Origin of the sequence: Kurthia zopfii, from assembly GCF_003143955.1 — a bacterium.
Taxonomy (GTDB): domain Bacteria; phylum Bacillota; class Bacilli; order Bacillales_A; family Planococcaceae; genus Kurthia; species Kurthia zopfii.
Map to the genome: position 1 here is coordinate 1 of NZ_QFVS01000036.1, position 12,388 is coordinate 12,388.

The 12,388-nt window shown below is 37.7% G+C and carries 13 protein-coding genes and 1 pseudogene; 1 reads left to right on the plus strand and 13 read right to left on the minus strand.

Annotation, left to right across the window (positions count from 1 at the left end; translation table 11 throughout):
* Positions 1-99: 99 nt before the first annotated feature.
* The 10 genes and pseudogenes from DF281_RS11715 to rpsF all read right to left on the minus strand — a co-directional run.
* Positions 100-609: pseudogene (locus DF281_RS11715) on the minus strand (collagen binding domain-containing protein); the annotation flags it as partial.
* A 36-nt stretch (positions 610-645) separates the two neighbouring features.
* Positions 646-1,710, minus strand: a complete 1,065-nt coding sequence (locus tag DF281_RS11720) for a collagen binding domain-containing protein (protein WP_109350449.1) — start codon at positions 1,708-1,710, stop codon at positions 646-648.
* A 122-nt stretch (positions 1,711-1,832) separates the two neighbouring features.
* The gene (locus DF281_RS11725) at positions 1,833-3,131 is read right to left on the minus strand and encodes an adenylosuccinate synthase (RefSeq protein ID WP_109350450.1); all 1,299 of its coding nucleotides are present in this window, start codon (positions 3,129-3,131) and stop codon (positions 1,833-1,835) included.
* 146 nt (positions 3,132-3,277) lie between these two features.
* Positions 3,278-4,624 carry a replicative DNA helicase gene (dnaB, locus tag DF281_RS11730; RefSeq protein WP_109350451.1) on the minus strand — a complete coding sequence of 449 codons (1,347 nt, stop codon included), beginning with the start codon at positions 4,622-4,624 and terminating at the stop codon, positions 3,278-3,280.
* 12 nt (positions 4,625-4,636) lie between these two features.
* Positions 4,637-5,086, minus strand: a complete 450-nt coding sequence (gene rplI, locus DF281_RS11735) for a 50S ribosomal protein L9 (RefSeq protein WP_109350452.1) — start codon at positions 5,084-5,086, stop codon at positions 4,637-4,639.
* Complete coding sequence (locus tag DF281_RS11740; protein WP_109350453.1) at positions 5,086-7,059, minus strand: DHH family phosphoesterase; 1,974 nt, start codon at positions 7,057-7,059, stop codon at positions 5,086-5,088. The genes rplI and DF281_RS11740 overlap by 1 nt, the downstream gene beginning before the upstream one ends.
* Positions 7,060-7,071: 12 nt before the next feature.
* Positions 7,072-8,022 carry a YybS family protein gene (locus tag DF281_RS11745; RefSeq protein WP_109350454.1) on the minus strand — a complete coding sequence of 317 codons (951 nt, stop codon included), beginning with the start codon at positions 8,020-8,022 and terminating at the stop codon, positions 7,072-7,074.
* Between the two features lie 158 nt (positions 8,023-8,180).
* Positions 8,181-8,417, minus strand: a complete 237-nt coding sequence (rpsR, locus tag DF281_RS11750) for a 30S ribosomal protein S18 (RefSeq protein ID WP_109350455.1) — start codon at positions 8,415-8,417, stop codon at positions 8,181-8,183.
* A 45-nt stretch (positions 8,418-8,462) separates the two neighbouring features.
* Positions 8,463-9,005 carry a single-stranded DNA-binding protein gene (gene ssb / locus DF281_RS11755; protein ID WP_109350456.1) on the minus strand — a complete coding sequence of 181 codons (543 nt, stop codon included), beginning with the start codon at positions 9,003-9,005 and terminating at the stop codon, positions 8,463-8,465.
* Positions 9,006-9,042: 37 nt separating this feature from the next.
* Positions 9,043-9,333 (minus strand): 30S ribosomal protein S6, encoded by a 291-nt coding sequence (rpsF, locus tag DF281_RS11760; RefSeq protein ID WP_109350457.1) that lies wholly within the window; start codon positions 9,331-9,333, stop codon positions 9,043-9,045.
* Between the two features lie 172 nt (positions 9,334-9,505).
* Here rpsF and DF281_RS11765 point away from each other — a divergent pair, with 172 nt between their 5' ends.
* On the plus strand, positions 9,506-10,072 hold the full coding sequence (locus DF281_RS11765; RefSeq protein ID WP_109350458.1) for a DUF3267 domain-containing protein: 567 nt from the start codon (positions 9,506-9,508) through the stop codon (positions 10,070-10,072).
* A 24-nt stretch (positions 10,073-10,096) separates the two neighbouring features.
* On the opposite strand, the gene ychF is transcribed toward DF281_RS11765, so the two are convergent.
* The 3 genes from ychF to DF281_RS11780 all read right to left on the minus strand — a co-directional run bounded on the left by ychF (position 10,097) and on the right by DF281_RS11780 (position 12,378).
* On the minus strand, positions 10,097-11,197 hold the full coding sequence (gene ychF, locus DF281_RS11770; protein ID WP_109350459.1) for a redox-regulated ATPase YchF: 1,101 nt from the start codon (positions 11,195-11,197) through the stop codon (positions 10,097-10,099).
* Positions 11,198-11,273: 76 nt separating this feature from the next.
* A complete protein-coding gene (locus DF281_RS11775; protein ID WP_109350460.1) occupies positions 11,274-11,480 on the minus strand; it encodes a DUF951 domain-containing protein in 207 nt (68 codons plus the stop codon).
* Position 11,481: 1 nt separating this feature from the next.
* A complete protein-coding gene (locus DF281_RS11780) occupies positions 11,482-12,378 on the minus strand; it encodes a mechanosensitive ion channel family protein (protein WP_109350461.1) in 897 nt (298 codons plus the stop codon).
* Between the last annotated feature and the right edge of the window lie 10 nt (positions 12,379-12,388).

Consider the following 12,388-nt stretch of genomic DNA (forward strand, 5'->3'; position numbering starts at 1 on the left):
TCGGTCAAATAAGAGAAACCGCTGCAAGTAAAGAAATACACTTGCAAGTACGCTCTATTCCCAAGAAGCTCCCACTTCAAGCGTGAAGAACCGCAAGGTTTAGCTAAGTGGCGAGTAGTTCACTAAAAGACCTTTGTTCGTGAAGTCATCTTTAATTACTGCATTTTCAAGCTTCTTCTTGTCTGTATTAATATCCATAGCCCAAGCTACTGTGCGATCTTCATAGTTTACATCTGTATGCCATTTTACTAAGAAACCATTGTACATACCCGAATTATCGCCAGCTGTGGTACCTAAACCTGTTACTTTATTACTTACGCCAATATTTCCAGTTAAATCTGAATCTACTTTCGTTTTATAAGCGATTGTATAAGCTTCATTAATATCACTGTTAAATTCGAATTTGAAGCCTTTTTGAGCGCCTTGATTCGTTACAGTGTATTTTGAAGAGGGTACTACATTACCTTTTGAATCTTTCACAACAACTGAATCTGTAACTAAATCCATTGGACCGTTAAATTCATCCGTAAATGTAGCTTCTTTTTGTGCAATTTTTTCGCCGCATTGGTTGAATTTAACTTCCCATTCAATCGTACGGTTTTCTTGATTAACTTCGCCAGCTGTTTTAGCAAGTGGGCTAGTGTATTATGTATTTACTGTTGATGCTGCTGAGATTTTCTCACCATTTATGTTTACTGAAGCATTGTTTGTATATGAAGCATTCTTTTTCTCAAGAATTTCTGTATCATATACAATTTGGTATGCTTTATTTTTATTTGGTAATACTAGTGGGAATGTTGGAGATGAAACATTCACTTCCGCACCTCGTGTTGCTGTACCATTTAAATCTACGTTTAATTCATACACTTTAATTGAACCTGGGATTAGTTTTAATCCTTCTGGAATTTCATCTGAAACTTTTGCATTTGTTAATTGATCTAGCTTCTTGTTGACATCAATTGTCCAAGTAGCTTTTGTAGGGTTTGGTGTTTGATCTAATTTACCTGATTTCTCAAGTGAAGTTCCTTTAGTTGGTTTCACAAGGATTTCCGTCGTTAAATCACCTGCACCAGGGACTTTTACAACTAAGCTTTGCTCAGGCGTACCTGATAAATCTTCTTTTAATTTTGAAGAAATTTTGAATTTCCCGCTGATGTTAGACTCTTCTTCAATTGCTTTATTAAATGTGAATACTACTTCTCCACTTGATGAAACCGTGTAAGAACCATATTCAATATTATTACCAGAAAGTGTTCCTTTTGGTGCTCCACCAATTAAAAATTGCTCTGGCAATGTGAAAGTGAATGTATCGCCAGCTTTGTAACTGTGACCATTCGGTAATGACCAATCACTTTCGAAAGCTAATGTATCACCAGGTGCCATTGGCTTTTCTTTCGTAACTGCCACACCATTACCATCATTGAATTTATGATTGCTTAAAATATTGTTAGTAATTGCTGATTTTGTTTGCAGCTTTTTCTCTTTTTTCGGCTGCTCAACCGGTGTTTCTACTTCTTCCTTAACTGTAGGTTCTTTCTTCTCTACAACAGGCTTGTCAGTTCCTTCCGGTTGTTCTTTTACTGCAGGTGTTTCTATTATAGGTTCTTCAACATTAGCTTCTTGAGCAAAAGAAATGCTCGGAAGTGATCCGAATGCTAGTTGAAAAATCAGTGCAATCGAAAACAACTGCAACATCCATTTTTTCTTCAACTTGTTTCTCCCTTTTTATCTTTTTTTAGAACTTGAATAAAATAAAAAGAATGTCCTAATATGGTAATTAGAACATTCTTTTTGATACATATCAATATAATTTGACTATATTTATCACTTTATTACTGTTGCAGTTCTTCCCAAACATTTAGTAAAACATTTGTTTGGTCGCGATCTGGTCCTACTGAGAATGTTGCAACGCGTATCCCTGTAAGCTCGCTGACACGTTGTACATAGTTTCTAGCATTTTCTGGAAGGTCTTCCAATCGTCGAATTGTTGTCACATCTTCAGTCCAACCTGGTAACTCTTCATAAATCGGTTTACACTGCTCAATAATATGAAGGTTTGCTGGGTATTCTGTAATTCGTTCGCCTTTATAATCATAGGCTACACAGATTTTAACGGTTTCAAGACCTGTTAAAACGTCAATTGAATTTAGCGCTAAATCTGTAATACCTGATACTCGACGAGAGTGACGTACTACTACTGAGTCGAACCACCCTACGCGACGTGGGCGACCTGTTGTCGTACCATATTCACGACCAACTTCACGTATTTGATTGCCTACTTCATCAAATAATTCTGTTGGGAATGGACCATCACCAACTCTTGATGTGTAAGCTTTTGAAACGCCGATTACACGTGATACTGCTGATGGGCCAACACCTGTACCTGTTGTTACGCCACCTGCTACTGGATTTGAAGAAGTTACATAAGGGTATGTGCCGTGATCTACATCAAGTAACACACCTTGAGCACCTTCGAATAACACTTTGCCATTCGCTTCGATTACATCATTTAATGACTTAGATGTGTCTGTAACATATTGCGCGATTTCCTGTCCAAATGCGTAAAATTGTTCAAACATATCGTCAAAGTTTAATGGTTCAACTTCGTAAAATTTAGTAAATAAGCGATTCTTCATTTCTAAGTTTTCACGAAGTTTTTGCTCGAATACTTCCTTGTCTAGTAAATCTGCGATACGGATACCCATACGTTGTACTTTATCTGTATAACATGGTCCGATCCCTTTACAAGTTGTGCCGATTTTTTTGTCTCCACGTGATGCTTCATCCACTTTATCTTGATAAACATGGTATGGAAGAATTACGTGTGCACGATTCGAGATTTGTAAGTTTGAAGTGTCTACACCACGATCTTGAAGACCTTTCAACTCTTTTACTAATGATTCTGGGTTGATGACCATGCCATTACCCATTACTGATGTTTTGTCACTGTAAAAAATCCCAGAAGGAATCAAGTGTAACTTATATGTTTCACCTTTAAATTGGATTGTATGCCCCGCGTTGTCTCCACCTGAATAACGTGAAATTGCGTCCGCTTCTTTTGAAAGGAAATCGGTAATCTTACCTTTCCCTTCATCACCCCACTGTGTTCCTACTACTACTATTGATGTCATTTACAGCACCTCCGTTAGATACATTATATGTACCCTAAATTGAACAAAAATAATTGTAACAACCTCTTTTTTAAATGTCAATAAAAAACACGAACAAGATATTGTTATTATACAATATCGTTCGTGTTTGTTTTTTCATCAGTAGCTTATGGTGATTCTTGTGACCAATCCACACTGACAAATTTATTGAATTCTTTTTTAAATGCTAGTTTTACCGTATCAGTTGGACCATTACGTTGTTTTGCGACAATAATTTCAATTGTATTCGCATCTTCCGTTTCTTTATCGTAGTAATCTTCACGATATAAAAAGGCAACGATATCGGCATCTTGCTCAATCGAACCAGACTCACGTAAATCGGACATCATCGGGCGCTTATCTTGACGTTGCTCTACACCACGGGATAACTGTGATAATGCGATTACTGGTACTTCTAATTCTCTGGCTAATGCCTTTAATGAACGCGATATTTCTGATACTTCTTGTTGTCTGTTCTGACCTGATGATCCACTACCTTGAATTAATTGTAGGTAGTCGATTAAGATCATTCCTAGACCACTTTCTTGCTTTAAACGTCTACATTTCGCACGGATTTCGTTGACACGAACACCCGCTGCATCATCAATGTATATGCCTGCACGAGATAAACTCCCCATAGCCATCGTTAGTTTACGCCAATCCTCTGTCGTTAATGCACCCGTTCTAAGTACTTGTGCATCAATATTTCCCTCCGCACAAAGCATACGCATAACTAACTGTTCCGCACCCATCTCCAGTGAGAAGATTGCTACATTTTCAGTCGTTTGCGTTCCTACTGCTTGGGCAACGTTCAGAGCAAAAGCGGTTTTACCTACAGATGGTCGAGCAGCAACAATAATTAGATCCCCACGTTGGAAGCCAGCCGTTAATCGATCTAAGTCACGGAAACCAGTCGGAATACCGGTGATGTCTCCCTTACGATTTTGGAGCTTTTCCACATTCTCATACGTTTGTACAAGAACGTCCTTCACGTGTTTGAAATCGCTTGAATTACTGCGACTTGCCACTTCCATGATTTTTTTCTCTGCTTCTGCCAAGAGAGCCTCTACTTCATCTTCTCTTGCAAAGGTATCTTCTACTATTTTTGTAGCAGTATGAATCAGTCGGCGTAATAAGGCTTTTTGTGCCACGATTTCTGAATAGTAAGCGACGTTTGCCGCGGTAGGTACAGCGTTGGCAAGCTCGGTCATATACGACACGCCGCCAACATCATCCAACTCATTACGACTATCTAATTCATTGATTACGGTTACGACATCAACCGCTTTACCCATATCACTTAGTCGAAGCATACTGTCAAAAATCATTCTATGAGCAGCTTGATAAAAATCTTCTGATAACAATGTCTCAGAAGCAGTAATTAAAGCTTGAGGTTCTAGGAAGACCGCACCCAAGACTGATTGCTCAGCTTCTTGGTTATGCGGTGGAATACGGTCCGTTGTTGGATCATTCATATTGTTCTCCCCTTATTTTTGTTCTTTTACATGAACCTTTAATGTTGCACTTACTTCGTGATGTAATTTCACAGGAACTTGTGTCACGCCTAACGAGCGAATTGCTTCTGGTAAATCCATTTTACGTTTATCAATTTTAATGCCGTGTTTTTTGTTTAATTCATCAGCGATTTGTTTTGAAGTAATTGAGCCGAAAAGACGTCCGCCTTCTCCAGTTTTAGATTGTAATTCAACTGTAAGTTTTTCAATTTCAGCTTTTAAATCTTTCGCTGCTTGTAATTCAGCTTCTGCATTCTCTTCATCTTTACGTTGTTGGCCTTTTAATTGGCTCATCGCTTGAGAAGTTGCCTCTACAGCCGATTTGTTTTTAAGTAAGACGTTTCGTGCATAACCGTCTGATACTTCTTTCATTTCACCTTTTTTACCTTGTCCTTTTACATCTTTAAGAAAAATAACTTTCATTATTCCTTGCTCCCTTCTAATACATCTTCTATTGTATCTTTTAGACGACTGATCGCTTCCTCAATCGTATGAACTTCCAACTGAGTAGCCGCATTCGTTAAATGACCTCCACCGCCAAGGGCTTCCATCACAACTTGTACATTCATTTCGCCTAAAGAACGTGCGCTAATTCCTATTTTACCATCACTTCGATGTGCCACAACAAAAGAAGCTGTGATATCTTTCATCGAAAGTAATATATCTGCTGTTTGTGCAATTAGTACAGAGTTATAAATCTGTCCTTTTTCACCATGTGCAATGACCACACCTTCATGAATAAACTCAGTTGTTTTCACAATTTGAGCTCTTTCAAGATACGTGTTCAAATCCTCTTTCAAGATTTTCTGAACGAGTACTGTGTCTGCGCCATTCGTTCTTAAATAAGATGCCGCCTCAAAAGTCCTAGCACCCGTTCTAAGCGTAAATGATTTCGTATCGACAATAATACCAGCTAACAGTGCTGTCGCTTCTAACATCGTCATTTTATCATGCTTAGGCTGATATTCGAGTAATTCTGTCACGAGTTCTGCTGTTGACGAAGCATATGGCTCCATATAGACAAGCATCGGACTGTCGATGAACTCTTCACCACGTCTATGATGATCGATGACTACGATTTTACTCGCCTTATTAATAATTCGCTCGTCGATTGTCATACTCGGTTTATGCGTATCCACAACAACCACCAGTGATTTCTCCGTCATCTTACTTAAAACCGTCTCAGGTGACAGGAATCGATCATATAACTCGGATTTCTCTTTCACAACTTGCATAAGTCGGTTCGTACTATTGTCTAAAAGTTCGAAGTCGATGACAACATAGCCATCTACTTTGTTCATATCAGCCATTTTACGTACACCCATTGATGCGCCAATCGCGTCCATGTCAGGCATTTTATGACCCATGACAAAAACCTGATCACTATCTTGAATTAAATCACGTAACGCATGGGAAATCACCCTTGCCCTAACACGCGTACGCTTCTCTACTGGATTCGTCTTTCCTCCGTAGAATTTCACTTTACCGTCTGGTTGCTTGATTGCGACCTGGTCACCACCACGTCCAAGTACAAGGTCCAAACTCGATTGAGCAAGTTCGCCTAATTCCGTTAATGAAGGTGAACCAGCGCCCACACCGATACTTAATGTAAGCGATAGATTTTGCTGCGCCGTAATCTCACGGATATCATCTAAAATGGCGAATTTCTTCGATTCTAAATTAGCTAAAATCGATTCATTCATCACCGCCATGAAACGATCTGATGAGATTCGTTTAATGTAGATATCATGCTGTGACCCCCACTTATTCACAAGTGATGTGACTAAAGTGTTCATCTGACTGCGAGATTGATCGTTCATACCTTGCGTAATTTCATCGTAATTATCGATGAAAAGTACCGCTAATACTGTACGATCTTCGTAATACAATTCTTCAATCTCTACTTGCTCAGTAATATCGAAGAAATAGAGTAGCTTTTCATCTTGTTTATGAAAAACACGATATTGACGATTTTTAATTGTAATATTCAAGTCATTAAAATCTTCATGATTAATGAAGTTTGATAATTCATCTGAAACATAGGATAGGTCACGTCCAATTAATGATTCATCTTCTAACATTCTTTTAATGAACGGATTCGCCCATTCAATCAATGAAGAATCATCAATTAGTATGATTCCGATTGGCATTTCTAATAAGGCTTTTTCGCCGACATTTTCCAAGCGATAACTCAGCATCGCGATATGCTTTTCTGTTTCATCGTATGTGTTTTTTTCATATTTCCATGTAATGATAGCTGTTGTTAAGACTAGGATGCCGTAGATGACGCCAATTACCGGTTTCCACATGATTAACGCTATAATACTAGCGGTCATAAGAAGCGATAAAATTAATAGTGGATATCGTATTGGTCTTTTTCTAAATAGAGTACCCATAACTTTCATCTCCTATTTCTTAGTTTTATCGCCCAATAATACGCGCAAGTTCAACCCTATATCTAATATACCCAAAATCGATACAAAAGAGGCAAGTGGAAAGGCAAATATTGTACCAATCCAAGCTAATGCTTTTGGTAAATTCGAACGGTGAACCATAAAATGAATAAACGAAATACCTTGAATTAAAAATACGGCATCTAACAATAACGATGCATTTAAAGCAACAAAGTAGAAGTACGTTCCTTCCTCTGGCTTAATAAGGAATTGAATTAATAGGACAACTAAATAGCCTATTAAGAAAAATCCAGGGAATCGGATATCCTTAATCGCACCAAACTTAGGCACTTTATAACCTATTTTTTTGATAATTGGGAAGTTCACGATAATAATCAGTAATGCCATAAGTAATGAACTTAGGATTAATGCTGACGGTAGTGAATTTTCAGCTGCTTTGTATAAAATATTCGCATGTTCTTGCGTAAATGTTGATTTTTGATTCAATGTTTTTGCAAGTTCTTCAGATAATTTCACATTTGAATTAAGTCCTGTTCGTAGCGACTTCATCGCAACTTCAAGTACGTTGATTCCCATAAATTTGCTTGAAGCATAGATTGTTGCGACAACTGTAATCATTGTCGTTAACGCTGTACTTAATAAAATTTCAAGCTTTCCACGATTCGATTTTGCCTTCGCACCAATCGTCATACCGATTACAGCGAACACAATGCTAATGCCTATAACGATTGGCCCGGTAAGCAAAAATGTACCTAGACATCCAATGAGGACGATGCCGATCGATGATTTCAGATTATACTTTAATATGTATAAAATGATCGGTAGCGGAATGAACCAGACCGTGATGATCGCTAATAATGGCGATGCAGTAAGGAAACTAAGTAGTATAAACAGACCTGTCATCATCGCACCGAATGTTAATTGTTTTACTTTATTCTCTGGCATATAACAATCTTCCTTTGTATTCCAACTTTTAATATTTCATCTGTATATTGTACCATGTTTCACAAAGCCAAACAAAAAGCTCCCCGTCCCTAGATTGTCGAACTACTTAAAATTATGTACAAAAAAAGACCGATTTTTAATCGGTCTTTTTTTACTGCTTATTTATCTTCTGTAGTGAATGGAAGTAAAGCCATTACGCGTGAAGTTTTAATAGCAAGTGTTAATTTACGTTGGTATTTCGCACTTGTACCCGTTACACGACGAGGAAGAATTTTTCCTCGTTCAGAGATGAATTTTTTTAGTAAATCAACATCTTTATAATCGATGTGTTTAATGTTGTTAGCAGTGAAATAGCAAACTTTACGGCGTTTGCGGCCTCCTCTACGTGGTGCCATGTTATATGTCCCCTCCTTGTTTAAATTTGTGTGATCGACTTTTGCTTAGAATGGAAGGTCGTCGTCTGAAACGTCGACTTTACCTTGTGCATTCGGAGCAGCAAATGGGTCTTGATCAACACGTGTATAGTTCTGTTGATTAGGTGATTGATTTTGCTGATAATTGTTTTGTTGAGAGCCTTGGTCATACGATTGATTACCGCCACCATAAGATGGTTGTTGGTTATTAAACGAATTTGACTGTTGAGCTCCACCACCAGCATTCGCATTACGAGGTTCTAAGAACTGTACGCTATCTGCAACAACTTCAGTTGTATATACTTTTTTACCATCTTGACCATCATAGCTACCAGTTTGGATACGGCCTTCAACGCCCGCTAATGAACCTTTACGAAGGAAATTAGCTGTGTTTTCAGCTTGTTTACGCCAAACGACGATATTAATGAAGTCTGCTTGTTTTTCACCTTGTTGGTTTGAGAATGTACGGTTTACAGCAAGTGTAAAACGGGCAACTGCAACACCAGAAGGCGTATAACGAAGCTCAGGATCTTTTGTAAGTCTTCCAACTAAGACAACTCGGTTTATCATCAGAATCAACTCCTTTATCAGATTTTATATCAATAAATTATTTTGCGTCTTCACGAACAGCGATGAAGCGAATGATGTCTTCGCTAATGTTAGCTAGACGAGTGTATTCGTTGATTGCATCAGCTGTAGCGTTAACTTTCATGATTTGGTAGAAACCTTCACGGAAATCATTGATTTCGTATGCAAGGCGACGTTTACCCCAATCTTTTGAGTCAGTTAGTTCAGCACCATTTGAAGTTAGAATCGTGTTGAAACGTTCTACTAAAGCAGTTTTAGCTTCTTCTTCGATGTTTGGGCGAATAATGTACATTAATTCGTATTTTCTCATTGTATAAGCACCTCCTTATGGACTTGGGCCTACGCTTATTTAAGCAAGGCAAGGAGCAAGTATTTAATACTACTCACATCGTTAGATTGTATCACACTCAAACTCGAAGTGCAATGCTAGGATTCTAATTCAACAACTACTATACTAATCTATAGTAAGGAGGCTATTTTATATGAACAATGGTTTTGAAAAAATAGGTGAATTTGAATTGGACATGGAAGCACTCGCGAAACCCGTATTAAAATGGACGCTAATCCTTTCCATACTATTCGTTGGAATTCACTATCTTATAAATCCTTTCCCCTCATTTTCGATTTCAGGGTTTTTACTGTCGATTCTTTTCATCATAGGTGAGTATATTTTGCTCATATTTTTACATGAAATTTGTCATCTAATCGGTTTCTATGTATTTTGTGGTTCTTCGATTTCACAACTTAAAATGGGGCTAGATTTAAAAATCGGCATAGCCTATGCGACGACTACTCAATTTATGCGCAATAAAGATGCACGTAAAGCTTTGTTACTTCCTTTTTGGCTAACCGGTGTTTTACCACTGATTGCAGGTATTTATTATGATCAACTCACATTAACTTTAGTTAGTGCTTGGTTAATCGTTGGCGCTTATGGTGATTTTGCCATGTATAAAAAACTACGAACAGTTCCTTCTTCAATATACGTATTAGATGATTCGACACAACCAAAACTACATCTATACAAAAAAAGTGATGTACATGATTAAATTCATGCACATCACTTTTTATTTTTATACGTTGAATAAGAATTCCATTACGTCGCCATCTTTTACGATGTACTCTTTACCTTCAAGACGTAAACGACCTGCTTCTTTAGCGGCTGGTTTTGAACCATATTCTACTAAGTCGTCATATGAAACTGTTTCAGCACGAATGAATCCGCGTTCGAAATCAGAGTGAATTACGCCTGCACATTGAGGTGCTTTCATACCTTTACGGAAAGTCCAAGCACGTACTTCTTGCACACCTGCAGTGAAGTATGTTGCTAAACCTAGTAAGTTATAAGAAGCTTTGATCAATTTATCAAGACCTGATTCATCGATTCCTAGTTCTTCTAAGAACATCGCTTTTTCTTCATCATCAAGTTGAGCGATTTCTTCTTCGATTCGTGCGCAAACTACGATTACTTCTGCACCTTCAGCAGTAGCGTAATCACGTACTTTTTGCACGAATTCATTGTTGTCTGCATCATTCACTTCATCTTCAGCAACGTTTGCTACATAAAGCATCGGTTTAATCGTTAATAAGTGTAAACCTTTAACCACTTTTAATTCTTCTTCAGTTAATTCAACAGAACGAGCTGGTTTTTCAGCTTCGAATGCAGCTTTTAATTTTTCTAAAACTGGCGCTTCTACCATAGCTTCTTTATCTTTTTGCTTCGCTAATTTAGCTACGCGAGAAAGACGTTTATCTACAGATTCGAGATCCGCAAGAATTAATTCTAAATTAATTACTTCGATATCGTCGATTGGATCAATTGTACCAGCAACGTGTGTAATGTTTTCATCTACGAAACAACGCACTACTTGTGTAATAGCATCTACTTCACGAATGTGAGATAAGAATTTGTTTCCTAACCCCTCACCTTTACTAGCACCTTTTACGATACCAGCGATATCTGTGAATTCGAATGAAGTTGGTACTGTTTTTTTAGGTTCAACTAATTCAGTTAATTTATCTAAACGAGCGTCCGGTACTTCTACGATTCCTACGTTCGGATCGATTGTTGCGAATGGATAGTTTGCAGCAAGAGCACCTGCTTTTGTAATTGCGTTAAATAGTGTTGATTTTCCAACGTTTGGTAAACCGACAATTCCGGCTGTTAAAGCCATATATGTCACAACCCTTCAGTTTGTTATATTGCGATTTCACGACCTGTTTCATTATAGTGATTTATTATATAAAAGTCTAATTCTCATCAGTATTTGCTTGAACTAACACTTTTTTCAACTTTTTATCGAATTCTCTACGTGGAATCATGACACTATGCTGGCAACCTTCACACTTAATTCGAATATCTGCACCTAGGCGAATAATCTTCCACTCATTCACCCCACAAGGATGCGCCTTCTTCATTTGCACAACATCACCTAATTCGTAGCTTTTCGCTTCCATCTTATTTCTCCTCCTCCGTTTCCTGTCTTGGTTGATCTCTTTCATATACCATCATTTTTGGATATGGGATTTCTATATTGTTTTTATCGAATAGTTCTTTTATATCTTTTCGAATCATTCGTGAAATAGCAAACTGCTGCATCGGCAATGTTTCCACCGAGATTCGCAATGTTACTTCTGCCCCAATAACATTTTGCACACCTAGTAAAGTTGGTGGCGTCACGATTTCTTCATGTAAATCTGCTAAATTGGATAAATAATTTTCGATTAATCGCTCCGCCTTATTAATATCCGAGTTATAAGACACACTCACATCGACGACTGACATCGTATTATTAATGGAGTAATTGACGACTTCTAAAATCGTTCCATTTGGAATGATGTTTATTTCACCACTTACACCTTTAATTTTCGTCGTACGTAGACCAATTTCGAGTACGGTTCCTTCAATTGCTGAAATTTTAATATAGTCGCCAACGCCAAATTGATCTTCAAATATAATGAAGAACCCTGTGATGACATCTTTTACTAAACTTTGCGCACCAAAGCCGACCGCTAATCCGACAATTCCTGCTCCGGCTAATAAACCTGCTACTTTCACATTCATAACAGATAGCACCGCTAAAATTGCTGAGAAATATACTACATATGAAATAATACTTTGTAATAGTTTCAATATTGTACGATAACGTCGCTCACGTTGTTGAGTTAACATGGCGGGTGCATTCATACGCATTTCGAAAGCCTTTTTAATCATTTTCTTCGCAATTCGGACAATGATCATGGCACCTAATATGATACATACAATATTAAATGAGCCTTCACCTACACTAATCCATAATTCTTCATCCGTTAATTTCGTTACTAAATAATCATACAATTTTCCCACTAAATTCATTTCTCCTCTT